The organism is Mesobacillus foraminis, assembly GCF_004340465.1.
GTDB lineage: Bacteria > Bacillota > Bacilli > Bacillales > Cytobacillaceae > Mesobacillus_B > Mesobacillus_B foraminis.
On sequence record NZ_SLVV01000004.1, the window covers coordinates 1 to 24,224 of the forward strand.

At 43.1% G+C, this 24,224-nt stretch carries 26 protein-coding genes; 15 read left to right on the forward strand and 11 right to left on the reverse strand.

All coding sequences use genetic code 11. The features are described from left to right. Positions 1–51: 51 nt before the first annotated feature. Positions 52–441 (reverse strand): CidA/LrgA family protein, encoded by a 390-nt coding sequence (locus EV146_RS06860; RefSeq protein ID WP_132003809.1) that lies wholly within the window; start codon positions 439–441, stop codon positions 52–54. A gap of 251 nt (positions 442–692) precedes the next feature. Between EV146_RS06860 and EV146_RS06865 the strand changes: the two genes are divergently transcribed. From EV146_RS06865 to EV146_RS06880, 4 genes are all read left to right on the forward strand, one after another. Further along, on the forward strand, positions 693–1,955 hold the full coding sequence (locus tag EV146_RS06865; protein ID WP_132003812.1) for a flavin-dependent oxidoreductase: 1,263 nt from the start codon (positions 693–695) through the stop codon (positions 1,953–1,955). A 93-nt stretch (positions 1,956–2,048) separates the two neighbouring features. Continuing rightward, the gene (locus EV146_RS27815) at positions 2,049–2,204 is read left to right on the forward strand and encodes a Dabb family protein (protein ID WP_132003816.1); all 156 of its coding nucleotides are present in this window, start codon (positions 2,049–2,051) and stop codon (positions 2,202–2,204) included. A gap of 364 nt (positions 2,205–2,568) precedes the next feature. Further along, positions 2,569–3,336, forward strand: coding sequence for an NAD-dependent protein deacylase (locus EV146_RS06875; protein WP_132003819.1), 768 nt, complete (start codon positions 2,569–2,571; stop codon positions 3,334–3,336). Between the two features lie 131 nt (positions 3,337–3,467). Continuing rightward, a complete protein-coding gene (locus EV146_RS06880; RefSeq protein ID WP_132003822.1) occupies positions 3,468–4,112 on the forward strand; it encodes an SDR family oxidoreductase in 645 nt (214 codons plus the stop codon). 56 nt (positions 4,113–4,168) lie between these two features. Here EV146_RS06880 and ade read toward each other — a convergent pair whose 3' ends face one another. Both ade and EV146_RS06890 read right to left on the reverse strand, forming a co-directional pair. Beyond that, the gene (ade, locus tag EV146_RS06885; RefSeq protein ID WP_132003825.1) at positions 4,169–6,142 is read right to left on the reverse strand and encodes an adenine deaminase; all 1,974 of its coding nucleotides are present in this window, start codon (positions 6,140–6,142) and stop codon (positions 4,169–4,171) included. 24 nt (positions 6,143–6,166) lie between these two features. Then, positions 6,167–6,631, reverse strand: coding sequence for a nucleoside deaminase (locus EV146_RS06890; RefSeq protein WP_132003828.1), 465 nt, complete (start codon positions 6,629–6,631; stop codon positions 6,167–6,169). Positions 6,632–7,194: 563 nt separating this feature from the next. Here EV146_RS06890 and EV146_RS06895 point away from each other — a divergent pair. Next, entirely contained in the window at positions 7,195–7,959 is a 765-nt protein-coding gene (locus EV146_RS06895) for an alpha/beta hydrolase (protein WP_132003831.1), read from the forward strand. 140 nt (positions 7,960–8,099) lie between these two features. On the opposite strand, the gene EV146_RS06900 is transcribed toward EV146_RS06895, so the two are convergent. Beyond that, positions 8,100–9,005 carry an AEC family transporter gene (locus tag EV146_RS06900; RefSeq protein ID WP_132003834.1) on the reverse strand — a complete coding sequence of 302 codons (906 nt, stop codon included), beginning with the start codon at positions 9,003–9,005 and terminating at the stop codon, positions 8,100–8,102. Between the two features lie 129 nt (positions 9,006–9,134). Next, positions 9,135–9,563, reverse strand: a complete 429-nt coding sequence (locus EV146_RS06905; protein WP_121613019.1) for a cell wall hydrolase — start codon at positions 9,561–9,563, stop codon at positions 9,135–9,137. Between the two features lie 304 nt (positions 9,564–9,867). Between EV146_RS06905 and EV146_RS06910 the strand changes: the two genes are divergently transcribed. The 5 genes from EV146_RS06910 to EV146_RS06930 all read left to right on the forward strand — a co-directional run bounded on the left by EV146_RS06910 (position 9,868) and on the right by EV146_RS06930 (position 15,203). Beyond that, entirely contained in the window at positions 9,868–11,202 is a 1,335-nt protein-coding gene (locus tag EV146_RS06910) for a sodium-dependent transporter (RefSeq protein WP_132003838.1), read from the forward strand. Between the two features lie 224 nt (positions 11,203–11,426). Continuing rightward, positions 11,427–11,846, forward strand: coding sequence for an SRPBCC family protein (locus EV146_RS06915; protein ID WP_121613017.1), 420 nt, complete (start codon positions 11,427–11,429; stop codon positions 11,844–11,846). 467 nt (positions 11,847–12,313) lie between these two features. Further along, positions 12,314–13,345 (forward strand): Delta(5) desaturase DesA, encoded by a 1,032-nt coding sequence (gene desA / locus EV146_RS06920; RefSeq protein WP_132003841.1) that lies wholly within the window; start codon positions 12,314–12,316, stop codon positions 13,343–13,345. A 125-nt stretch (positions 13,346–13,470) separates the two neighbouring features. Beyond that, positions 13,471–14,607, forward strand: a complete 1,137-nt coding sequence (locus EV146_RS06925; protein ID WP_132003844.1) for a sensor histidine kinase — start codon at positions 13,471–13,473, stop codon at positions 14,605–14,607. Next, positions 14,604–15,203 carry a response regulator transcription factor gene (locus tag EV146_RS06930; protein WP_121613014.1) on the forward strand — a complete coding sequence of 200 codons (600 nt, stop codon included), beginning with the start codon at positions 14,604–14,606 and terminating at the stop codon, positions 15,201–15,203. The genes EV146_RS06925 and EV146_RS06930 overlap by 4 nt, the downstream gene beginning before the upstream one ends. A 78-nt stretch (positions 15,204–15,281) precedes the next feature. Here the strand turns inward: EV146_RS06930 and EV146_RS06935 are convergent, their stop codons facing one another. Continuing rightward, positions 15,282–16,124, reverse strand: a complete 843-nt coding sequence (locus EV146_RS06935; protein WP_132004841.1) for an SDR family oxidoreductase — start codon at positions 16,122–16,124, stop codon at positions 15,282–15,284. Positions 16,125–16,355: 231 nt separating this feature from the next. Between EV146_RS06935 and EV146_RS06940 the strand changes: the two genes are divergently transcribed. Then, a complete protein-coding gene (locus EV146_RS06940) occupies positions 16,356–16,622 on the forward strand; it encodes a hypothetical protein (protein ID WP_132003847.1) in 267 nt (88 codons plus the stop codon). A 34-nt stretch (positions 16,623–16,656) separates the two neighbouring features. On the opposite strand, the gene EV146_RS06945 is transcribed toward EV146_RS06940, so the two are convergent. Next, positions 16,657–17,880 carry an ATP-grasp domain-containing protein gene (locus EV146_RS06945; RefSeq protein ID WP_132003850.1) on the reverse strand — a complete coding sequence of 408 codons (1,224 nt, stop codon included), beginning with the start codon at positions 17,878–17,880 and terminating at the stop codon, positions 16,657–16,659. Positions 17,881–18,401: 521 nt separating this feature from the next. Here EV146_RS06945 and EV146_RS06950 point away from each other — a divergent pair. Beyond that, a complete protein-coding gene (locus tag EV146_RS06950; RefSeq protein WP_241993841.1) occupies positions 18,402–19,040 on the forward strand; it encodes a molybdopterin-dependent oxidoreductase in 639 nt (212 codons plus the stop codon). A gap of 44 nt (positions 19,041–19,084) precedes the next feature. Here the strand turns inward: EV146_RS06950 and EV146_RS28365 are convergent, their stop codons facing one another. Further along, positions 19,085–19,285, reverse strand: coding sequence for a hypothetical protein (locus tag EV146_RS28365; protein WP_158287028.1), 201 nt, complete (start codon positions 19,283–19,285; stop codon positions 19,085–19,087). A gap of 167 nt (positions 19,286–19,452) precedes the next feature. Further along, the gene (locus EV146_RS26845; RefSeq protein WP_162990330.1) at positions 19,453–19,596 is read right to left on the reverse strand and encodes a hypothetical protein; all 144 of its coding nucleotides are present in this window, start codon (positions 19,594–19,596) and stop codon (positions 19,453–19,455) included. Positions 19,597–19,826: 230 nt separating this feature from the next. On the opposite strand from EV146_RS26845, the gene EV146_RS06955 reads away from it, so the two are divergent. From EV146_RS06955 to EV146_RS06965, 3 genes are all read left to right on the forward strand, one after another. Next, positions 19,827–20,945 (forward strand): GAF domain-containing sensor histidine kinase, encoded by a 1,119-nt coding sequence (locus tag EV146_RS06955; RefSeq protein WP_132003856.1) that lies wholly within the window; start codon positions 19,827–19,829, stop codon positions 20,943–20,945. 12 nt (positions 20,946–20,957) lie between these two features. After that, positions 20,958–21,599, forward strand: a complete 642-nt coding sequence (locus EV146_RS06960) for a response regulator (RefSeq protein ID WP_132003859.1) — start codon at positions 20,958–20,960, stop codon at positions 21,597–21,599. 165 nt (positions 21,600–21,764) lie between these two features. Then, complete coding sequence (locus EV146_RS06965; protein ID WP_132003862.1) at positions 21,765–22,568, forward strand: thermonuclease family protein; 804 nt, start codon at positions 21,765–21,767, stop codon at positions 22,566–22,568. Positions 22,569–22,664: 96 nt separating this feature from the next. Here the strand turns inward: EV146_RS06965 and EV146_RS06970 are convergent, their stop codons facing one another. Beyond that, a complete protein-coding gene (locus EV146_RS06970; RefSeq protein WP_121613007.1) occupies positions 22,665–23,720 on the reverse strand; it encodes a M14 family zinc carboxypeptidase in 1,056 nt (351 codons plus the stop codon). 224 nt (positions 23,721–23,944) lie between these two features. Beyond that, positions 23,945–24,109, reverse strand: coding sequence for a hypothetical protein (locus EV146_RS26850; RefSeq protein WP_158287030.1), 165 nt, complete (start codon positions 24,107–24,109; stop codon positions 23,945–23,947). Positions 24,110–24,224 lie beyond the last annotated feature (115 nt).

Here is a 24,224-nt window from a genome sequence, read left to right on the forward strand (position 1 = left end):
GTCATTTCGCCACACGATTTGACACCCCGCATCATACCAAGAGGGCTCTTTTTATTTCAAGTCCCCGAAAATCCTTCTAACAGGAATGCTCCTTTTCATTTTTTCATAGAATTCAACCGTGAAGGCTGTGCCAAGCAAGCTGCTGATGCTGCTCACAATGATTATGACCAGGACAGGCCATTGAACTATACCAAGGAAGTTTCTAGAGATAAACAGGCCAACTATGGGCGGAATAAGCAATAAGGTAAGATGTTTTACTTGAAAGGAGGAAACCATCTCTATCCACTCGAGTTTGATCACCCCGGTAACCAGCGTCAATAGCAAAAGGATCATGCCAGCTACGCTTGCAGGAAGCGGGATCTGAAAAATGTTCACGATACCGTATCCTAAAAGGAGGAAGGCTGTTAGAATGAAAAACTGCCGCAGCCAGACAAAGTTCACAAATTTTCCCTCCCTTGGCCTTTATATGTATCAAGCTTAGAGTACAATCACAGTGCTGTCATTTAATTCGTAAGGGGATCTTACGCGAAATTTTAAGTGTATTGCAGAAAGATAAATAGAGGGGAAGTTATAAATTGCCGTCATAATAATGAAATGTATTGCTAAATTTTACTTTTGTGTAATAATTAAAAATGTCGAATTATCTGAATACATATTAGAATTGATTTGATTTAAACAGGGGGGAATATGTTTTGTCTAACATCAAGAGGGCAATAGTCATCGGTGGAGGCATTGGCGGGTTAGTGACCGCTCTTAAACTTCACCGCGTTGGTGTGTCAGTGCGTGTGTTTGAAACAGCAGATAATATTCAGGCTCTGGGAGTGGGAATCAATCTGCTGCCACATGCCGTAAAAGTCCTAACTGAATTGGGGCTGGCGGATGAGCTTGAAAAAGAAGGAATTCTCACTGAAGAACTTTGTTATTTCAACAAATTCGGCCAGAAGATATGGCATGAGCCCAGAGGACGTAAAGCAGGCTATTACTGGCCGCAGTATTCGATACACCGTGGCAGACTCCAGATGCTGCTGTTAAAGGCAGTTAAAAAGGAACTTGGGGAGAACGCAGTCTTTACCGGTCATCATCTGTCATCCTTTCAAATGTTTGGGGACGTGGTCATTGCCCATTTTGAAAACAGAAAAACAGGGATGCGTTTAGGTACCTATCATGCAGATATGATGATAGGGGCGGATGGTATCCATTCGGCTGTCCGCAAATTCTATTATCCAGATGAAGGCTTGCCGAAATTCAGCGGTCGGATGCTGTGGAGGGGGATTACGGAAACGGACCGTTTTTTGACTGGTCGCTCCATGATCATGGCCGGCTTTCAGGATCAAAAGTTTGTTGCCTATCCGGTTTGCCCTGAAGCAGAAAAGAGAGGCGTCTCTCTCGTTAACTGGATTGCAGAGCTCACTGTCAGCGATGAAATGTCTTCACGTGCTGATTGGAATCAAAAAATCGACAAGCAGAAATTTGCATCTAAGTTTGCTTCATGGGATTTCGGCTGGCTGAATGTTCCGAAGCTTATTGAAGAAACGGATTCAGTCTACGAATTTCCCATGGTTGATCGTGACCCGCTTCCGCAATGGACGTTTGGCAGAGTGACATTGCTGGGGGATGCGGCTCATCCAATGTACCCGATTGGCTCGAATGGAGCTTCCCAGGCAATATTGGACGCAGATGCTATTGGAGAGTCAATCAGGAATCAGCACAGTGTGGAACTTGCTCTGCAGGCATATGAAGAGATCCGTTTGGACCCTACTGCAGAGATTATATACAGCAATCGCCAGAATGGTCCTGAACGTGTTATGCAAATTGTGGAGGAGCGCGCTCCCGGTGGTTTTACCACAATCCGTGATATCATCACACAGCAGGAGCTCGAGGACATTGCCAATTCCTACAAACAAATTGCCGGTTTTGACCGCAATCGTCTATATGCCAAAGCAGGTGTGGTGTAGGTGGTTGAGCATATTGTTCTGATAATATTCGCTCCTGGCACAACAGAGGATGAGAAGCAGGAAATCATTTGAAAGACGTATGCCTTAAAAGAGGTGATCCCTGGGATTGTTGACCTGCTGCAGGGCATAAACTTTTCTGAACGGAGCAAGGGATACGAGGTAGGGCTTACAGTGCGATTTGAAGACCGGGATGCACTTGCAAACTACGGGCGTCATCCGAGACACCAGGAAATCGTCAGCTATTTATAGAAAATTGGTGCAGAGGACCATTTGATTGTTGACTTTGATATTAAATAAGTTTAATTTCTGTTATAGCTTCCGGCGCCGTGAAAGGTGTCGTCAGTTTGGGGATTTTCATGCTGGATTCCGGAGGGTGCTGCGAAAAGAGATCGTATCCCGGGAATATGATTAGCGGCTATTTTTAGAGGGAAGCTTCCGGATCATGTCATCATTGACTATTATCTGGCAAAATAATATAAAATCCTTATCGGCCTGTTTGGCTTATAAGGGTTTCTTTGTATTGGCTATAAGCATTAGAGTATGTTATTTAATATACGGGGTTTTAAATAGTATGCATGGGCATAATTTTATGTGGTGAGAGGAGTGTCCCTGAATGGAAAATCAACTAAAAACAACCTGCGGGAGTATCTTGAAAGCCGCAGAAAACATCGTGGTCTTAACAGGGGCGGGAATAAGTACAGAATCGGGAATTAAAGATTTCCGGTCACGAACCGGAATATATCAAATGGCTCCGGAAACCATTCTGTCGCTGGATTATTTTTATCGAAATCCGATGAAGTTTTATGAATTTGCCATTGAGAATCTATACCATCCTGAAGCAATGCCCAATACGGGGCATAACATTTTGGCTAAGTGGGAGAAGGAAGGCCGAATTCAGCAGATTATCACACAGAATATAGATGGCCTCCATGGCAAAGCCGGAAGCAATAAAGTCATTGAGTTTCATGGGACCATGAAAACAGCAACCTGCCAGAATTGCAGGGAGCAATATACCGCAGATCAAATGGTTCAGCGAATGCAGGATTTGAAGGATTTTTATATATGCAGCAGATGTACACCGGAAATGGAGAAAGCTAACTATATAAAGCCAGACGTCGTCCTGTTTGGCGATGCGGGCGATTGGTTTACACAAGAGGGCTTTACTTCTATAATCCGGACGATACAAAAGGCAGATTGCGTGCTTGTCCTTGGAACAAGCCTTCAGGTTACCCCGTTTTCTGCTTTTCCAGGCTACCGAACTGAAGGGACACCATTAATCATAATTAACAAAGGAGATACTCCATACGATCATGCTCCTAATACCTATGTCATTCAAGAACCTATAGGGAGCACCATGAAACAACTGGATGAAAGAGCATGATTGCGTGCCTGACCCCCTTCATTGCGCTAAAGGGGGTCAGGCACCATCTTTGTGATAGCCCGCTTTGTTTGAGATTGTTTTGGAACTTATATTAGAATGGAACCAGACATTCTGAAAGGGGTTGGTGAAGGATGAAGGTTTTAGTAGTAGGTGCCAATGGGCAGATTGGGCGTCACCTCGTGAATCTATTGCAAGATAGCGAGGAGCATACCGTCAGAGCCATGATAAGGAAAGAAGAGCAGCAGGATTACTTCAAAAGCCTGGGAATAGAGGCTGTTTTAGCAAGTCTTGAAGGAACTGTCGAAGAGATTGCCGAAGCAGCCAAAGGATGCGATGCCATCGTCTTTACTGCTGGTTCCGGCGGCCATACGGGTCTGGATAAAACTCTGCTGATCGACCTTGATGGTGCAGTTAAGACCGTAGAGGCTGCAGAGATGGCTGGTATCAAAAGGTTTGTAATGGTCAGCGCTCTGCAGGCCCACCGCCGGGAAAACTGGAATGAAAAAATCAGGCCTTATTATGTGGCTAAGCATTATGCTGACCGTGCCTTGCTTCAAAGTGGTCTAACTTATACCATTGTTCGTCCCGGAGGGCTTATAAATGAGCCGGGTACTGGCAAAATCACTGCCGCGGAAAACCTGGAGAGGGGAACCATACCAAGGGAAGATGTTGCACGGATTGTTTACAAATCACTTACAGAGGAACGCACTTTTAATACCTCTTTTGATGTAATAAGCGGCGAAAGTCCTATTGCCGACGCTTTAAAGACACTATAATTGATCAGCCATCGGAAAGGGGTCCGATGGCTTTTCTCTAGTCAGTGATGGGATTTTTATGACAGGTAGCAGGTGAAAGGCAATCTTGGAAGATCTTTATAAATGCCTATTATCATTACCGGGGATGCCCTTAAAGACTGGCTCAATCTAAAAATGCTATTAAGAGCGGTATTCCCGCATAATAACCAGTAAGCCCGGTTGTGACCGAAAAGATGCGATTTTTTCCTTATCAAACCGATTTGCAAAGAAAAGAGCAGAAGGTGCCGCCTTTTAAGGAAGCACATTATGAGGCATCTTCTGCATCTGTACCTATATGCAAGAAATGTCCCTGCATGGAATAATCCTTGCACTGTCAGTTTTACTTCTGGGATAACCGGCAGGGCAAGGAACGATAGTGTTAAAAATGGATTAAAGTCTTTGTTTGCACCAAGTTGTTCCAATGCTTTGTCGATGACTTTTAGTTTGCTGTACACTTCTTGGTATGAAAGAGGAGACATTAAGCCTGCAATGGGAAGTTCTAGCCTCGCAAGCACGTATCCATTTTTAACCACTATCAAGCCGCCCTGCATCTTCTTGATTTCATTTGCAGCCAAAATCATATCCTGGTCATTTGTACCGCAGAGGACCAAATTATGGGAGTCATGGGCAACAGTTGATGCAATCGCACCTGACTTGAGCCCTAAGCCTTTAACAATACCCAAACCAATATGCCCAGTCATTTTATGCCTTTCAATAAGAGCAACCTTCAGCTGGTCGTTTTCAATGGACGGCTCGAACATTCCGTCCTCATCAACCTCCACTTCTTCTACGATATGATGGGTGACCAGGCTGTTTGGGATAATTCCAATTAAATTGGACTTTCTGCCTTTTAGAGGAAGGTTCAAAAGCGTAGGTTCCAGTTCAGGAAACGAAACTGTTTCGCTCAAATTTGCAAAGTCTGTTGTGGAATCAGCAAGGTGATTGGGTAATAGCCTTCTGTTTGCCACCACCTCTCTTCCACTTTTAAAAACAGTTGAAATCGACATCTCCGTCAGGTTCTCTATCAGAAGCAAATCAGCTTCGTAGCCTGGTGCAACCGCTCCCTTGTTTGTTAATCCATAACATTCGGCAGCATTGAAAGTGGCCATCTGAATGGCTGTGATTGGGCTGATTCCCGATTGAATGGCAAGCTTGACATTAAAATCTATGCTGCCTTCATCCATGATGTCATCAAGATGTTTATCATCTGTGACAAAAAGGCAGCGCCGGGAATTCTGCTGATTTACTACTCCAATCACGTTTTTCAAATCCTTAGCCACTGTTCCTTCGCGGATCATTAAATACATCCCTTTTTGGAGACGTTCCCTGGCTTCCATCACTGTTGTGCATTCATGGTCAGTACGTATTCCGGAGGCCATATAAACATTGAGGTCATCAGCTGACAGGCCGGCTGCATGACCATCGATTCGTTTACCTGCCTTTTTAGCCTCTTTAATTTTGGCGAGCATTTTTTTATCAGCGGTTTTAACACCTGGAAAGTTCATGACCTCTGCCAGACCCAGCACCCTCGGCTCCTGGTAAAATGGCTTTAAGTCTTCGGATTCAAGGGATGCACCTGCGTGCTCAAAATCAGCCGCAGGCACACTGGAGGGGAGCATGATAAAGATATCCACGGGCAAATCTTTAGAGGATTCGAGCATATATTGAATTCCTTTCTTTCCGGCAACATTAGCAATTTCATGAGGGTCCGAAATCACTGATGTAACGCCGTGAATGAGAAGGACTTTGGCAAATTCCTGCGGCGTAACCATGGAGGATTCAATATGGACGTGGCCATCAATCAGACCTGGTGAAATATAACAGCCATCAGCATCGATTTCTCTTTCTCCCGAATATTTGCCAACCCCGGCGATAAAGCCGTCAACAATGGCAACATCGCCATTAATGATATCAGCGTTAAAGACATCAATAATCTTTCCATTTTTGATTACAAGGTCGGCTTTCTTACGGCCAGCAGCCACTTCGATTCTTTTCCCTAGATCAATCTCCATAAGATTCACACCTTCTTTATAAGATTAGTAGTTAATTTTACTCTCGGAAGCAGCCCACTCATTAAATGGAGTGCCAGCTTCTTTGGGATAGAGCCGGATCATCGGAATTTTACGTTCTTTATGCGGGACCTCAAGCTGTTCGTATATAAATTGATCGTCAAACCCAATCTTCGCAGCATCCTCTTTGGTACATGCAAAATAAACGGCTTTTGGCCGAGCCCAAAAAATGGCCCCAAGGCACATCGGACAAGGTTCACAGCTGGAATATATCTCACAGCCATCAAGCTGGAAAGTATTCAAGAGTCTACATGCATCCCGGATGGCCTGGATTTCTGCATGGGCGGTCGGATCCTTTAAACGGGTGACTTGGTTTTGTCCCGTCCCAACAATCTTCCCATCTTTAACAACTACTGCCCCGAAAGGCCCTCCAGTACTTCCTGTTACATTAGCAAGAGCGAGCTGAATTGCCATATCGATAAAATTTTCCATTCTTTTCACTCCAGTCCATTTTTATATAAAATAGAAATAAGAGAGTTTTTTTTGTCAATGTTCCTTCCTAAAAATATATTCAAATATTGCACATCCAACCCTAAAACTAATTTTGACCTTAATCTTAAAGTTAGTATAATTTCCTTTAAGGAAAAATCCTCAATACTTGGAAGGAAACTTTACACGTTTTTTTTGCAAGACAGATAATAGTCCATAATTGGGGACTAGGGAAAAAAGCCCTTTTCTTCGAGCTTCAAACTTGTCAGTAGGTACATGACAGATCCCTATTTTATTAAACATAAAAACTTGTTTGTCTTGCTGCTAGGAGGGTAAGCAAAGATTCTGTAAAAACCTTATCAAAACATATTTATTGGCCAGCAAGTATCCGGATACTTTTCGCTCCAAACAGGGTATTAAGTAAAAAGGTGGAATCCTTATTTTGATTGTGCATGGAAGTGCTTTAATTCACACTTGACAACTCGGAATACTAAGATTAATATGAAAGTAATAAATTTCGTAGCGTGGAACTTAAGTGAAAGATAGGTTTTGAGGAGGACTTAATAGTGGTGGAAAATTACCCTGTCATTGAAGGCGCAGAAGCATTTTTTTATAAAGGAAACGAAGTGGGGATCCTGATTTCCCATGGATTTGTCGGGACGCCGCAAAGTGTGCGATTTATTGGGGAAAGCCTGGCTGGGTACGGGTATACAGTGCTTGCGCCGCGTCTGCCCGGGCATGGAACCCATTACTCTGATTTGGAGTCGGTGACTTATAAAGATTGGTTTGAAGAGCTGGAAAAGAACTATATTCTGTTGGCGGGACAATGCAAAAAGGTTTTTGTGATTGGGCAATCCATGGGTGGAACACTGACCTTAAGGCTGGCTCATAAATATCCTCAAATCCGCGGGATTGCTACTGTAAATGCAGCCTTGACCATCCCTTGCTTTGAAAATCTGAAAGGTGATAACCAGCCGAGATATATAAAAGAAGGTGAACCGGATATTAAAGCCAGGGGTGTACATGAAATCACATACCAGAAAACTCCATTGCATGCGGTTCGGCAGCTGCAGGCTTTGATGGAAGGAACTCCTTCTTTATTTTCGGGCATCACGGTTCCCATCCTATGCATAAAATCTGTCGAGGATCATGTAGTGCCTCCAGCGAACACCGAGTGGATTTACAGCAGTGTAAAATCGGAGAGAAAGGAAATCGTCACCCTTCCAAACTCATATCACGTTGCCTCGATGGACAATGATAAAGAGATGATTGTGGAAAAGTTCGTTCATTTCGTCGAACAGGTAACGGCGGTATCCGTTTCCTCCTGTTAAACCCAGAGCGGCAGGCTGTTCTTTTTGGTCCTGTTCGACGGACGCAGGGATATAATAAAAAAAAGCGAGATTGCAATTAGCCTGCTGGTGTAACGCCAGCAGGCTTTTTAGGGCTAATAAACGGCTAAAGGATATTGGGGTCAGACCACCAGGCTGGCAAATAGATACAATATGAGCATGCTGATCATGATACAGAGATTCGAGATGGTTCCGATTAAAGAAGTTGTTTTAAAATTGAACTCATAGGAATAAGGAATGACAGATAGCCCGATTGGAAGCAGAAATCCAATTAGTATGGTAAACCTGAACATTTCATCATAAGGAAGGATAAAAAATAAAGCAAGCCCAAAAAGCAATCCGAAGCCATAGCGGAACAGTAAATATTTATTGATTGGCCTGATGGAATTCTTATCAAACGAGAAACTGAGATAAAGTCCCAAAAGGATTAGGGATAACGGCATGTTGGCCTTAGAGAGTATGGAAGTGACATCGATGACACCGGCTGGCAAATGAATATTCAGGATGTTTAGGAGGCTCATCACGATATATGTCATAAAAGGTATGGACCTGCCAAATTTTTTTAAAATGCCTATTGGCTTCAGGGCTAACCCCTCCTCTGAATAATAGCTGCCCACGAGATAGGATAGCCCAAAAACAAGGAAGGAGTTTCCGATGTCAAACATCCCGAAATAAAGGAGCCCTTTTGATCCCCAGATAGCCTCAACGAGCGGGTATGCAAATAACCCGACATTGTAGCCGGTTGCCAGCATCATGAGTGTTCCTCTAATATCTTTTTCTTCTTTTCTAAAAACGAAGAATGCTAGAGTAACAGAGACAAATCCAAAGACCATGACTATGGCCGGCAGCAGGAATAAAGAAGGTTCAATCTGCACGGAGTTGAGAGAAACGATGATCAATGCCGGCAGGGTAATATTGAAGATAACCCTGGATATGACTTCTCCATCCCTCTCTTTTAAAATATCAAAGCGCTTAAAAAGGTAGCCGATTCCAATTAATATAATAATGTAGAGAAATTCCTGGTTCATTCCATATCTGTTCTCCTACTGCATGTATTGAAGGGATAAAGCGGTAATCTAAGCCTATCATAACTTATTTCCGTTGAGAACAGACAATTTGCCTGACTTCTTCATTAATAAAAGGGTCAGGCAGATTGTTTAATAAGTTTTATAAATTTCTTCACATTCCTCGCCTGTTGGCTGATAGAAGCAGTGAAGTTTGTATCGTCCGACTAATGGCTGATTGTACCATGTAGGCGGACAGTCGCCCGAAGGTCTGAAGTACCATAGACTGTATTTCGCCGGCCATTGCCTGTGCCCGCGAACGGCTTTGCGTGCTAACCTTTTTTCTGATTCTCTTGCCCTCTGATAAAAATATCCCTTTTGGACTGCCTCAAATGCATGCTCCTGATACACCATTTGAGGGATGGTTCGCAGGCCTCTAAAATCTGAACAATTTCCCCGAATCCGATTTATGCCCACTGCTCCAATATGCATCATGCCAAGCTGTCCTTCGCTTTCACCTTCTGCCCTAAGCAACCTGGCCAGAAGATTAATATCGGCTTCTGTATGCTTTACAACTGCCATAGACTCACCTCCGATTTCCCTTTATCATATTGTTTTTCCCAGCAGATGTTTACTTCTTTCCTTTGATGACCTCAGATTGGCAAAAGGGGTTTGCACAAACAGCTGATCCCAGGAGCAAAAGTGAATTGAGGTTCCAGTTTAAGTGAGGTGAAAAAGTAATGTACTTGTGATAAAAAATTTACTTCTGGCCGAACTCGACATACATTGACAATCTCCGCAGAAAATACTACTATTTTCCCAAAATTCATAGTAACATGGAAAAATGGAAAACCGTCATCGCGAAATATGTTAAGGAGCTATGTAAATGAAGAAACAAGAACAATGGACTTCCAAGCTCGGTTTCATACTGGCGGCAGCCGGATCTGCCATTGGGCTGGGAGCAATATGGAAGTTTCCCTATATGGCCGGAACAAATGGGGGCGGCATCTTTTTCGTTATTTTTCTGCTATTAACCCTCATTGTAGGTGCCCCCATCTTGATTGCCGAATTTATCATTGGCCGGAAAACCCAGAAGGATGCTGTCAGAGCCTATCAGACACTGGCGCCAGGGTCAAAGTGGCATTGGCTTGGCATTGGCGGGGTAATCGCAAGCTTTATCCTGCTCTCTTTTTACGGGGTGGTAGGAGGATGGATTCTTTCCTATCTGGCCAGAAGTTTTACAGGATCTTTGGCTAATGCCGACTATGCCACTCTGTTTGAAGAGATTATTACTGACCCCATCGAGGTAGTCATTAGCCAATTTGTTTTTATGCTTATGACCATCTGGGTAGTTCAGGGCGGGGTACAGAAAGGCATCGAGCGTGCCAGCAAATATATGATGCCCGCTTTATTTATTTTATTTATTGTATTGGCCGTTAGGGCATTAACTCTGGATGGAGCATCTGAAGGAGTTGAGTTTTTATTAAAACCTGACTTTTCCGCGATAACTGGGGAGACGATCCTGTTGGCACTCGGACAATCCTTCTTTGCCTTGAGTGTTGGTATTTCCGTCATGGTTACGTATGCCTCCTATTTGTCAAAAACGGAAAATATAATGAAATCGGCCTTTTCAGTCGTGGGTCTCAATATTTTTATTTCCTTGCTTGCGGGACTTGTTATTTTCCCCGCGGTATTTGCACTTGGATACGAACCAGGGGAGGGTCCTGGACTAGTATTCGTTGTGTTGCCAGCAGTATTTAACGAAATGGCTTTTGGTGGTTTTTTCCTTGCCATTTTCATGGTCCTTCTTTTATTTGCTACCCTGACATCGGCCTTCTCGATTCTTGAAATCGTTGTTGCCGTTTTAGTGAAGGGAAATGCAGGGAAACGTGGCGTTACAGCATGGATCAGCGGTCTGCTGATTTTCCTTGCCGGAGTTCCAAGCGCCCTTTCTTTTGGCGTCTGGTCCAATATCAAAATTGCAGGTAAATCCATATTTGACTTCGCTGATTTCTTGACAAGCAATATTGCTTTGCCTATGGGAGCGCTCTTTATTTCATTGTTTGTTGCCTACAGGCTTCCGCGCCAGCTGGTCAAGGAAGAGCTCTCTAAGGGTGCCAATGGAATCGGTGTCCTGTTCAATGTTTGGTACTTTTCAATTCGTTATATTGTTCCTGTTGGAATTTTATTTGTGTTTCTGCGTTCACTCGGAATTCTGTAATATCACTAAAAAGGGCTGTCTAGTTTGACAGCCCTTTTCATATGAATGAATAATGTGAGCAGCCAGTAGAGATTGAACAAAGCTCACTCCGATTGAAACCTACTTAATTGCCGTTCATCACGCTATCCATAGATTGGTATTTTCAGCCTCAATACATTTGATGTATACGGCTTACTTGTTATGTTTGCTTCTATAAAGTTCAGAACGCTATAGGGGGAATGAACATGGAGAAATCAAAAGCATTAGCTCCCATCGAGTTGAATAGGAGCTACGATGCTCCCATAGAGGAGGTATGGAAAGCTGTTGCCACATCAGAAGGCCTGGCTGGGTGGTTTATGCCAAATGATTTTCAACCTGTCGAAGGGTCTAGATTTGACCTGAATTCAGGTCAATTTGGTATGTCTCCCTGTATCGTAAAAGCTCTAAATCCTCCCAAACACCTTTCTTTTAGCTGGGGAAAGGATTGGGTTCTTTCTTTCGACCTGAAGGGCTTAAATGGGAAAACGGAACTTGCACTTACTCATAGTGGGTGGGATTCCAGTAAATTGACAGAGTTCAATGCTCCTCATCCTGCAGTCCGGGAAAATATGGCGAGAGGCTGGGCGAACCTGTTGGAAAAGCTGCGTGATTATGTGGAAGGATAGGGTACTGAATTTATACTCATATTAATGAGCAATAGAAAAAAATTTAACACAGCCAGTCAAAGCGGGCAGCATTAGCTGCCTGCTTTTTTGCTATTTTAAGGAATGAAAAACAGAAAAACGGGGTAAGCAAACATTAGAATATCCAGCACTCCAATAGACCACAGCACGAAAGCGGGTCAGGCACGCGGCGTTGGTTTAATATGTTAAAGAAAGGAAGCGACATGAAAAAGATGAGTAAGAGTGGGAAAATAAAGGGAAGCGCCATTAGGATTAGGAATCATATCCAGGAAACCATTATGTAGAGGTATTTCTGTTTATTGTTAATAGGGGCAGATAAAAAATTTTAAAATAAAACGGACAAACATGACATTTGTCATATATGTCACATGACACCTGAGACTTCAAAGCCTCATGTGACTCCTCTATAATCAAATTAACAACATTACGGAAGGGGAAATTGTAATATTATGAATGAACGTAACCCTAGAGCATTAAGGAAGCAGGTCGCACCATATGAGAAATCAGATTTGCAGCACAGCGTCATGCAAATCTTTAATACAATATTGCCATTCTTTGTACTCTGGTTCCTGGCATACCAAAGTTTGTCTGTTTCCTACTTGTTAACTTTAGGCATTTCAGTGGTAGCTGCAGGCTTTCTGGTACGAATTTTCATTATATTTCATGATTGTACCCACCATTCTTTCTTTAAGAATCGGAAAGCAAATCGGGTTCTTGGAACCATTACTGGTATTTTGACGTTTTTCCCATATGACCAATGGGGACATGAGCATGCGGTACACCATGCAACATCGAGCAATCTCGACAAGCGGGGAACAGGAGACCTTTGGATGATGACAATTGATGAGTATCTGGAAGCCCCATTCTGGACCAAAGTAGCTTATCGACTCTATCGAAACCCATTTGTAATGTTCATTATTGGACCAATCTACGTCTTTGGGATTACAAATCGTTTTAATCGAAAAGGTGCCAAAAAGAAAGAGAGAATGAACACTTATTTTACCAATGTCATGATTGTCGTAATTATCGCACTGTTATGCTGGGCCATTGGCTGGCAGGCGTTCCTGCTGGTTCAGGTCCCGATTTTTATGATATCTGGTTCCCTTGGAGTCTGGCTGTTTTACATTCAGCATACTTTCGAGGACTCTTACTTTGAAGAAGACGAACATTGGGAATATGTTAAAGCAGCAGTAGAAGGAAGTTCTTATTATAAGCTTCCGAAACTTCTTCAATGGCTGACAGGAAATATCGGATACCACCATGTCCACCATCTAAGCCCAAGAGTTCCAAACTATAAGCTGGAGGAAGTGCACAATAATACAGAACCATTGCAAAATGTTCCAACGATTACTTTGGCTACAAGCTTAAGTTCACTTAAATTCCGCCTTTATGATGAGGAAAACAAGCGGTTTGTCGGCTTTAATTATCTTAAAAAGGCTGCCCGAAAAAATGTCTCTTCCCATGCAAAGCCTGAGGTATAAATATCGAAAACAGCTCCCCTTACGAAGCAGTAAGGGGAGCTGTTTGATTGTTCAGGCAGGAATCCTGATTTTTCCTTAAAATATGTTAAAATAGAGTTACTAATTTAATTCAGAAGGATTCTTATATGATTAAAAAACATTGGAGTACATTAAAGAGCACTGGGATTTCGCCTTATATTTGGACCATTCTTGCAATTTTGCCGTTTTACTTTATTTTCCAGGAGACCTCCACCGTCTTAATCATTGCAGGAATTGTCCTGACGCTCTTATTTTTTTTATTTTATCGTTTTGCTTTTATCTCAACAGGCTGGCCCCTGTATTTGTGGACCATCATTCTAGTTGGGATCTCTATTACTCTGACCACTATGTTCAGTTATGTGTACTTTGCCTTTTTTTTGGCGTACCTCATTGGCAACATTAAGGATAAAATCGCTTTTTTCGTATTGTATTTTATCACGCTGTTCAGTACCTCTCTTATCATAAACTTTGGATTGATTTTGAAGACCGAAGAGTTGATACGGCAGCTGCCCTTTGTCATCATTGTCTGGATCAGTGTGATCCTGCTGCCGTTAAGTATGCGGAATAAAAAGGTGTATGGGGTGCTGGAAGAGAAGCTTGAGGACGCAAACAAGAGAATCGAGGAGCTAGTCAAGATCGAAGAACGGCAGAGAATTGCGAGGGATCTGCATGACACCCTTGGACAAAAGCTGTCTCTCATAGGTCTGAAAAGTGATCTTGCGAGTAGATTAGTTTATAAGGATCCGGAACAGGCCAGGTCTGAACTCAAGGATGTCCAGCAAACAGCCAGAACCGCTTTGAACGAAGTCCGGAAAATGGTTGCCCAAATGCGGGGAATCCGTTTAAAGGAGGAGTTCGAACGTGTTAAACAGATACTGGATGCAGCGGAAATTAACTTTATCTATGATCAAAATATAACCTTGAAAAATGTATCTTTATTGACTGAAAACATATTGAGTATGTGCCTTAAGGAAGCGGTGAACAATGTCGTTAAGCACAGTGATGCCTTTTCCTGCACCGTAAAAGTAGAGCAAAAGCCAAATGAAGTGATACTCAAAGTTAAGGATGATGGAATTGGCAATGTAACCGAAGAGGACTTCTCGAAAGGGAGCGGCCTGAACGGAATGAGGGAACGGCTGGAATTTGTTAATGGCAGCCTTGAAGTGATCAACAAGGATGGAACTATGATAGTTATTAGAGTGCCAAATATTAGAAGGCAGCCTGAAAAGGAGGGACTGGCATGATCAGGATCGTTCTTGCAGAAGACCAGCGAATGCTGCTCGGGGCCTTGGGTTCACTGCTCAGCCTGGAAGAAGATATGGAAGTGATAGGAAAAGCAGGTAACGGAGAAGAAGCGATTGAACTTGTCAAGAAGCATCAGCCCGATATTTGTATTATGGATATTGAAATGCCAGGCAAAACAGGTCTGGAGGCAGCAGAAGAGCTTAAGCAGTGCGATTGCAAAGTAATCATCCTTACCACCTTTGCAAGGTCCGGCTACTTTCAGCGGGCCCTCAAAGCGGGCGTAAAAGGATATTTACTTAAAGACAGCCCAAGTGAAGAACTCGCAAGCTCCATTCGCAGCGTCATGGCAGGAAGGCGGGTTTATGCTCCGGAACTTATGGACGATATCTACAGTGAAGAAAATCCCTTGACAGACAGGGAAATGGAGGTGCTCGGCCTGGTTGCTGACGGCAAAAATACCAAGGATATCGCCAGCGAACTGACACTTTCCGCCGGGACTGTCCGCAATTATATCTCGACCATCCTCGATAAGCTGGAAGTCACGAATCGAATCGAAGCTATCCGTCAATCTAAGGAAAAAGGCTGGTTCAAATAAAAAAAGGGGGATGCGCCCGGTGCTATGATAACGAATCATGGCAACAGGCGTGTCCCCTTTGGTCTGTAAAAAAGCCAATTATTTAGTTTTAATGAGTTTGCCAAGTATTGCTGCTTCAATAACCTTCCATGGAGCCAGGCTTTTTATCAACAGGTTCCGTTTGACTCCCTTGCCAATTGGGTACCTAAGATCTGGGCTGTTAGGCTGCAGGGCAATCCTGGTGACCAGTTTGGCTACATCCTCAGGGTTGCCATGGTCCGCTTTCCCTTTTTCTACTTCCGTTTTTAATGATTCCATAAAAGACCTGTAAGGGGAATCTGCCCGTATAATGATTTCTTCCATACCTGACCATATACTTGTTTGGTAGGAACCGGGCTCGACCAGAACTACATCAATGCCCATTGGCTTCAGTTCGAGTCGAAGGCTTTCGCTATAACCTTCAAGAGCGTGTTTGGAAGAAGCATAAGGTGACAAACCGGGAAACCCGATTCTGCCGCTGATGCTGCTCATATTTATAATTTTGCCGCTCCCTTTTTTACGCATGAAGGGAAGGACCGCCTGTGTCACCCCGATGACACCAAAAAAATTTGTTTCAAATTGCCTTCTGTATTCCTCAACGGAAACCTCCTCGGAGAATCCTCCCATCGCAAATCCGGCATTGTTGACAAGGAGATCGACTGATTCAAGCGTATTTAAATAATTCTTGAATTGGTCAATTGATTCCTTAGAAGTGACATCAAGTGGTTGAATATGTACGGAATTTTCGATATCATGCCTGGCTGCCTCATCAAGAACAGACTTAGCCTTGCCGGTATTTCTCATTGTAGCAATAACCTCAAATCCGGCCTTTGCCAGCTCCAGTACACATAAAAGGCCAAAACCGCTGGAAGACCCTGTTACGATTGCTATTTTTTTATCCATCATTGACTCCCTGTCCGTATTGTTTCTTTTATTTTAATCGCTGTTTGCAGATGAGTCGACCGAAATGAAAGGCTTATTTTAAAACTTGGTATGACATGGTTTGAAAATCGCCAAATTAAAGTTGAACCAGCGTGTTTAGTTTTAAGATGATTTTAAAACCCAAGGGCAGAAGAACAGCTTAGAGCATATTTGATTTACCAGGTAACAAAAATCGGGCCAGGGGGTTCATCAATGACGAAAGAAGAGGTAGTACACCTTTTTGTATTAATTGAAATGGTATATCCCTATTGTGTACCTAAAAGCGAGACCGTTTCACACTGGTTTGACCATTGCAGGCAACTGGACTTTGTAAAGGTGATAGCAAATTTAAAGAGGCACATGAAACGGAGTCCTTATCCACCGGCTTTTATTGAACTGGCAGAGTTTTCATCCAGGGCAGGCACCGAGAACTGCATTGCTTCGTGGATGGAAGAATACGAACCACGGAAAGGTGCCTGACCCCCTTTAGTTTGATAAAGGGGGTCAGGCACGATTATTCACGGAGGCACAGGCCATCCGCAGTCATTTGCTTAAGGATGTGTTCTGCTTCTGCAACAGTGTGGCCTATTACAAGGCCGACTGCTTTGGATATGGATTCTTGGTTAGGCACATAGGCAGCATCCAGCAAGCTGAGCGGGATAAATTGTCCCTTGGCCAGGTATTTTTCAACAAGAGGGATAAGGGAATTAAAATTCCCGGTCCATTCGAGGTTGCAAAGCCTCATGACAGCTTTTCCATATTTATTGCGCACATCAGGATATAATAGGAGGCCGCACGTTGATGCGTTGAATCGAACATTTAAGTCAATAAAATAATACCTGCTGCCACGGATGAGTACATCAAAACCGGCGACTCCCACGTATCCTTTATCGGCGATTTTTTTCATAACCCAGTAGCCTGTTTCGACTATTTTAGCTAGTTGTTCATCAACGTCCACAGAAATCCAGCTTCCGCGGAAGCAGCCATCTTTGTTGACGATTTGTTCTGATTTTCCCAGGAACTTGATTTCCCCTTGTTTATTTACAGAATAATGAACCGAAATGTTTTGGTCGTAAGGAATAAACTCTTCGACAATGAGCTGTGATAAATCACAGAACGTTTCGTCCAATTCATGGAGCTGTTTTTCATTTTCAATGAACATTACTCCACAGCCTCCGGAAGTTGGCTGGCCGTCCCCAGATTTTAACACAACCGGCAGTTCAGGTTTTTCAAGTAATAGTTCTTTTAGGCTCATTGTTCTTCGTAGTGGAACGTTTTGCGGAGGCACTAGATCGGGGATACTCCGTTTATCGCATAAATAGGCCTGTATCTCCGGCTCCACCCATGACAATTGAGGAGGAACATCTTCGGGAGGGTGAGGATATTGAAAAATCAGCTTTTTATTCCGCTGGTGAAGGGTTTCTAGCAGCTGCAGATATTCCGCTTCTGTTCTGTAAGTGTACAGCACTTCAGGTAAATTAAGCCCTGCCTCACGGAGAAGCCGTAAAGCAGGCTCCGTAGCTGCCCCGGCATGGCAGATAACCGGTGCCTCTCCTGCAATGCATAATTCCCTGCCTGTTAAAGCCTCAAGGCTGAGCATGTCATTAGAGAAATGGCTGTAATCACGAGAATAAAGCTTTGGATTGTAAATGAAATTTTCTCCATAGATTTCTTGAATGCTTTGTGAAGGGCGAATAGGGATGCTCAGCTGTTCTTTTAAAAAAGCCAATTCTTCCATTTGTCATTCCTCCTGGTGTTTGTCATCTAATAAAACAACACAATCAGGGTGCCTGAAACTTCCGGCAAACACCCTGCATTAAAACTGGCTCTGTTAATCTTTTTTTATAATGATTTACTAATCTATTAATACACCAATTTAAGCGCTTTCAAACCTTTATCTAAAAGAATAGTCTGTCCAAATCTGTGGATATAGCTCCCTTAATTCAAAGAGAAGCTGAATACAAATCTGAAAGGGAATACCGTGGATAAAAACTACACACAAGGCGAGACGCGAGGTAAAAATCATCAAATGGCATGTTTACTAGTAGTGCAAGCGGCCTTGAAAGAGTATTTGCACCTAGCATTTATGGGATGAGATAAATTATTTTCTGCCCGTAAAAGAGGGGATTAGGTTTTTCTTAAAGATAGGGAAATAATAGTCCTTTACATTTTGTGCTGTCAGGATTTTTCTGACTCCGGTACAGCAGTTTAACTGGAAATAAAGATTGGATTATTTGAAATTTCTTTTATAAAACTACTATGGTGTATGATAGTAGAAGTGCTAGTAACAAGAGAAAGGATGAGATGACGGCAAAGCAGCTGCCGCCTGGCCAGTTCGAAACAGATAAATGGCCGATTCTTCATGTAGGTGATGTTTATGAATTCCATGAGGAGACATGGGATTTCCAGCTTTTTGGAGAAGTGAAAGAAAACGTAACACTTAGTTATGACGAGATTATAAAACTGCCACGTACAATTTCTACGATTGATATGCATTGTGTGACAACCTGGTCCAAGTTTGGAACCAGCTTTGAAGGAATTGCCTTTAGGGAGCTGCTAAAGCTTGTCCAGCTTGAGGAAGATGTGAATTACGTCCAGATCTACGGCTATTACGAAGGTGACAGGTTTGGCTACTGTGCCAATTTGCCGCTGGCTTCTCTCTTAGGGGATAATGCCTTATTTGTCTTTAGATGGAAGGATGAAAAGCATGAGTGGCAGGAACTTGATCCTAAGCATGGATATCCGTTGCGTTTTATTCCGCCGGAAACATTTTATTTGTGGAAAGGAACCAAATGGGTATCTGGCATACGTTTTATGAAAGAGGATGAAGCCGGATTTTGGGAAGAAATGGGTTATTCCATTACAGCAAATCCTTTCAAGGAAGAACGCTACCGGTAAGTGAGAGTACCAGAATCCCTCTTTTTTCTCATAGGAGTGCAGGATTAGCCTGTGATATAATGGACTGGTACAGCAAGTGCAGGGTAGGGCAGCGGCCGCCTCCATTTTCTAAGGAAGGGGGTGGTGCCGCTGGTCGTGACGTATGAAGCGATGAATTTAATGATTAGCTTCGCAACATTGATTGTTGCCGTAATTGCGATAGGTATTTCTGTGAATAAAAAGAAATAACCTACCCTGCACGCCATTGTTAGAGTAGGCTATTTCTATTCAAATATGGGCCGCTGCACTGCTTGCAGCTTGCTGTGCAGGAGAGCTCCCGGTTGCAGCCGGAGCTCTTTTTTACTATATGGAATCATTAATTAGATTATAAATCGAAAATTCCCCTAATGCAAAGGGAATGATTTTTCAGCATTTACTCCATCCGTTCAATACTTAAACTATAGCCTAAAATTGTCAATGAGTATTTCTTTGGATTTGTTTGATAGAGTTTATATGTTTCGACAAAACGCATTTCCCGTTCCTGTTCTTCCTGTCTGCTTCTTGCTAACTTCTCCAAAGTGTATATATTTAAATTCATCGATCAATCCCTCCTTGTATAAGTAAAGTATATTTTATATGGAAGCCAGCCTCATTGATCCTTGGTTTGATTTTTTTTCAAACTTTCTATTCAATATTTTGTTAAAAAAATTACACCTAAAGTCTTAGTCAAAATCAGCATTTTTTTCGAGACCCATTTGACTTTTAGAAGCTATAATGAAGGGATGAAATAAAAACGGGGGAGAAGGCATGCCTAGGAAAGTACGATTGGAAGAAATCAGCATTTTGAAGGAAATAGCGGAGCTTCTAAACGAAGGGACCGAGATGAATGCTGTATTGGCCGAGGTTTTAAAAAAACTGCTTCAACTTACCGGCCTTAAAACTGGCTGGATCTTTTTGATTGATGAAGAAGGAGTTCATCAGCTGGCGGCTTTCGAAGCACTGCCGCCAGCTTTAACTTATGACAGCAATCATAGAATGTGCAAGGGAGAATGCTGGTGTGTAAATCGGTATCGTAATAAGAAGCTGACAAATGCTACTAATATCATTGAGTGCAAGCGGATTGAAGAGGCAATCGCAGCTAAAGCGGGCGACACGTTAGGGCTGACTCACCACGCAACGGTGCCATTGCGTGCAGGAAATGAGCGGTTTGGTCTTTTAAATGTAGGATCGCCAAACAAAACCTATTTTCAACAGGAGGAGCTAGCCCTGCTGGAATCAGTAGCATTCCAAATCGGTACAGCAGTTAAAAGAATCATGCTGAACAAGAGAGAGCAGGAAACCGCCCTCGTTGCTGAGCGAAATCGGCTTGCAAGAGATCTTCATGATTCTGTCAATCAGCTGCTATTTTCCCTTAGCCTGACGGCAAGAGCAGGGACTGAGATGGCAGAAGGTGCTGAAATCGGGCAAACTTTTCATTATATTCAAGACCTTGCCCAGGAGGCACTTGGCGAGATGCGGGCCTTGATTTGGCAGTTAAAACCTCAGGGACTGGAGAATGGGATTCTATGTGCTTTAAAGGGCTATGCTGAAATGCTTGGCCTTTTAATTGAGATAAAAGTTGCTGGAGTTGCTAGCTTTCCGGGCAAAGTGGAAGAAACCTTATGGCGGATTGGGCAGGAAGCTCTTGCTAATTGTAAAAAACATTCCCAATCCTCACATGTTTACCTAAGTTTGGACAGAAACTCCAAATCCGTAACGATGGTCATCAAAGACCATGGCTGCGGGTTCCATTATAGCCAATGCAACGATATTCCTTCCTATGGTTTAAAAAATATGAAGGCACGTACTGAGGCTCTTGATGGAAAGTTCCAATTAACCAGTGCCCCGGGCACCGGAACAGAGATTAAAGTTTACATACCAGTCTAGGGGGAGAGGACATTGGAGATTTCCATAGTCATAGCAGATGACCATCATGTTGTCAGAAGGGGGTTGGTCTTTTTCCTTCATACGCAAAAAGATATTAAGGTCATTGGAGAAGCGGCAAACGGGAAGGAAGCGGTTGAGCTGGCAAAGTCCCTCAAGCCGGACATCATTTTAATGGACCTGGTAATGCCTGTAATGGACGGAATTGAGGCAACAAAGCTTATCAAGCAAGAACTGCCAGAGATCAAAATCTTGATGCTGACCAGTTTTTCGGATCAGGACCATGTAATTCCGGCACTGGAAGCAGGTGCATCAGGATACCAGCTTAAAGATATCCAGCCAGATGACCTTGTCCAATGCATTAAAAATATTATAAAGGGAGAAAATCAGCTGCATCCTAAGGCAACCTCCCATTTGCTTGCTAGTTTGTCAAACAAAAGCCGCCAGGGACCAAATCCGCTTGACAGTCTTACAAAAAGAGAATTAGAGGTTCTAAGAGAAATTGCCAAAGGGAAAAGCAATAAAGAAATCGCTGGAGATTTGTTCATCACCGAAAAAACAGTCAAAACCCATGTGTCCAATCTGCTGGCGAAATTAGAGCTAGCCGATCGGACCCAGGCAGCATTATTTGCCGTTCGAAACAGCCTGGTCGACTAAGTCGCTTTCTTTTGGGAAACACCATAGTGGCTTACTAGTGCGCTAAATAACTAAAGCGTGCTGACCCCCTTTAGTGGGTGAAGTTTTTTTTGTTCTGTGAAGAGGTTTGTATGGTACAATAGCCAACGGGTAAAATACTGAATTACATCAAATAGGGGTGCTTATATGAAAGCCTGTTTGGCTATGATTGCCCTGTTGATTTCCGTTGTTTTTGCCGGTTGTGCGCCGGCAGAGGAGCAGTCCGGCAATAGCCAGGATGTTGAAAATACGGGAGTGGAGGAAACTCAACAGGAACAAGCCTGGACCGGGGACGAGAAATCACCATACAATCAAGATCTTAAAGGGCTTAAGGCAGAAGTACTGTCTGTAATAGATGGGGATACCTTAAAAGTAAGGCTAGAAAACGGGAGAGAGGAAAGAGTCCGGCTGACCCTTATTGATACACCTGAGACGAAACATCCGAAGGTGGGAGTTCAGCCATTTGGAAAGGAAGCCTCCAAATTTACCACAGCTCAGTTAAACGGGAAAAATATCCTCCTTGAAATGGATGTACAGGAAAGGGACCGATACGGGCGAATCCTTGCTTATGTATGGACAGGAGACCAGTTATTTAATGAAATCCTGATTGAAAGAGGGCTGGCCAGGGTGGCGGAATACCCGCCGAACATAAAATACGTGGACCGCTTCCGAAGCATTCAGAAAAAAGCACAAGCCGCAGAAATAGGAATATGGAGCCTTGAAAATTATGCCCAGGAGGACGGCTATAATACAACTGTACCATCGGACCGAAAGGACAGTGAGTCAGCAGAAGAAGCTGCATGCAAAGGGAAAATTAAAGGCAATGAAAACTCTTATATCTATCATCTGCCTGACGGAGACTATTATGATACCGTACACGCAAACAATATCATCTGGTTCTGCACAGAAGAAGAGGCAAAAGCAGCCGGCTTTCGCGCATCAACGAGATAAAGTGGGTCAGGCACCGCTTGCTGTTTTAAACCAATAAAGGGGGTCAGGCACCGTTCAATGCTTTAGCAGAGTGAACGATGCCTGACCCCTTATTCCTTATTCAGATTCTTCTTCGGACGATGGGCGGGTTGTTTGCTCTGCCAGGCTATCCCAGAATGAGATGTCCTGATTTTCGATGGATCCGTCGGCAATGGCACGAACAGCTGCATCGAGTGTGGTGATGGTTTGCTTAATCAAATAACCATTGCTTTTTTGTCCAAGGGCATATGACTCATAGTAGTGGTCAGACATCCCTCGCATTTCAAATAGGAGGGTAGAGATGCCATATTGAACAGCGGCGCCATTGCGGCCGATATTTTCACCTGTTCCCCCGACATATTTGCCCAGATGGCCCCAGCCAGTTGAATCCACAGCATTAAATACTACCGCACCGAGCTTCTTTGAATTCTCCAACACTTCAGGAGCGACATTTGGATTTGTTGGATAGAGAATGGAACCCGAAACCAGTTTTCCATCGCGTTCGCTTTGAGTACCTTGATGATGGAGATCGATCATGTAATCAATCTTATACTTTTTGAAGACATTTTCATGAAGTGCCTGAGTTTCAGGCTGAGCTTTTTCAACATGGTCACGGTTTAAATCTACCTCAACTGCATTATAGCGGGTAAGATGACGTCCCCCATCCGCTACATAGTCTTCCAGTGAAAAGTTCACATCTCCCATCGCACCATCAGCATTCAGCATCGGAAGAATAAGAATGTTTACGTTTTCAAGAACTCCTTTTGTCTTATTCGTTCCAAGGTGCTTAATAAACTCCAAGGCACCTTCTGTCGTGAGCTGTTCATTTCCATGCTGCTGCGTCAAGAAGAGAATTGTCGGATTAGAAGGGTTTGAAATATATTTTACTAGATGGATATCACGGCCTTTGACCGTCTTGCCAATCACTTCAAGCTCCATGGCAGATTGTTTGGCTTCCTGGGTTTTGAGATAGTCAACCATTTCCTCATATGTATGTAATATTGAAGTCTGGATGGATTCGTTTCCTCCATAGTTCGGGCCTTCCCCGACTGCATAAGCTGGCAATGAAACAGAGGTAACAGCTCCCAGGGACATCAGCCCAGTTAAAGATAATGCCAATACTTTCTTTTTCATAGAATCCCTCCATAGTCTGATAGGTTGCAGGAAATAAATAAAGATTCCTACTAAAATCATAGCTGTTTAGAGAATTTCAGTATATAGATAAAAAGACTGATTATTCTAAATTTACCGGAGGCCTTTTTACATATTTTTTGGCTTAAACTGCTACCTATTTAGCTCAACAGGAGAAGAGGCCTGGGAAAATAGTACGATTTACGAAATACCCAAAAAAAAGCCTATCAAACGATAAGCTTTCCGCGAGCGGTGTTCAGCAGCTCCATTAACTCTCGATCGTCCAAGGACAGGATATCGTCATGCGACAGGCCTTCTATTGTATCAAATACGGTTGCTTCCATTTTAAGACGGTCTTTTTCACTTAAGAAATAAGATTTCATTACTAACATTCTCATCCACCCCTAAATTTGATTGCTGTGCAAGTAAGCTGCAAAGCTAATATCACTAAAACAGATGAAAGCCAACTACGTAAAACGCTTACAAAAAGGGTGTAACCATAAATTT

Bases quoted from the DNA above. Each gene is read 5' to 3' on its own strand.
- EV146_RS06905 (WP_121613019.1), bottom strand. From the start codon at position 9,563: ATGGCAGTTGTAAAGCATACAGAAGCCGATATTAATCTTCTGGCCAGG.
- EV146_RS06970 (WP_121613007.1), bottom strand. From the start codon at position 23,720: ATGAAAAAGAAAGTATTGGCATTATCTTTAACTGGGCTGATGTCCCTG.
- EV146_RS06880 (WP_132003822.1), top strand. From the start codon at position 3,468: ATGAAGGTTTTAGTAGTAGGTGCCAATGGGCAGATTGGGCGTCACCTC.
- ade (WP_132003825.1), bottom strand. From the start codon at position 6,142: ATGGAGATTGATCTAGGGAAAAGAATCGAAGTGGCTGCTGGCCGTAAG.
- EV146_RS06915 (WP_121613017.1), top strand. From the start codon at position 11,427: ATGGAGAAATCAAAAGCATTAGCTCCCATCGAGTTGAATAGGAGCTAC.
- EV146_RS06935 (WP_132004841.1), bottom strand. From the start codon at position 16,124: ATGGATAAAAAAATAGCAATCGTAACAGGGTCTTCCAGCGGTTTTGGC.
- EV146_RS06930 (WP_121613014.1), top strand. From the start codon at position 14,604: ATGATCAGGATCGTTCTTGCAGAAGACCAGCGAATGCTGCTCGGGGCC.
- EV146_RS28365 (WP_158287028.1), bottom strand. From the start codon at position 19,285: ATGGCGTGCAGGGTAGGTTATTTCTTTTTATTCACAGAAATACCTATC.
- EV146_RS06955 (WP_132003856.1), top strand. From the start codon at position 19,827: ATGCCTAGGAAAGTACGATTGGAAGAAATCAGCATTTTGAAGGAAATA.
- EV146_RS06945 (WP_132003850.1), bottom strand. From the start codon at position 17,880: ATGGAAGAATTGGCTTTTTTAAAAGAACAGCTGAGCATCCCTATTCGC.
- EV146_RS06875 (WP_132003819.1), top strand. From the start codon at position 2,569: ATGGAAAATCAACTAAAAACAACCTGCGGGAGTATCTTGAAAGCCGCA.
- EV146_RS06900 (WP_132003834.1), bottom strand. From the start codon at position 9,005: ATGAACCAGGAATTTCTCTACATTATTATATTAATTGGAATCGGCTAC.
- EV146_RS06940 (WP_132003847.1), top strand. From the start codon at position 16,356: ATGACGAAAGAAGAGGTAGTACACCTTTTTGTATTAATTGAAATGGTA.
- EV146_RS06890 (WP_132003828.1), bottom strand. From the start codon at position 6,631: ATGGAAAATTTTATCGATATGGCAATTCAGCTCGCTCTTGCTAATGTA.
- EV146_RS06965 (WP_132003862.1), top strand. From the start codon at position 21,765: ATGAAAGCCTGTTTGGCTATGATTGCCCTGTTGATTTCCGTTGTTTTT.
- EV146_RS06925 (WP_132003844.1), top strand. From the start codon at position 13,471: ATGATTAAAAAACATTGGAGTACATTAAAGAGCACTGGGATTTCGCCT.
- EV146_RS06910 (WP_132003838.1), top strand. From the start codon at position 9,868: ATGAAGAAACAAGAACAATGGACTTCCAAGCTCGGTTTCATACTGGCG.
- EV146_RS06950 (WP_241993841.1), top strand. From the start codon at position 18,402: ATGGTGTATGATAGTAGAAGTGCTAGTAACAAGAGAAAGGATGAGATG.
- desA (WP_132003841.1), top strand. From the start codon at position 12,314: ATGAATGAACGTAACCCTAGAGCATTAAGGAAGCAGGTCGCACCATAT.
- EV146_RS26850 (WP_158287030.1), bottom strand. From the start codon at position 24,109: ATGTTAGTAATGAAATCTTATTTCTTAAGTGAAAAAGACCGTCTTAAA.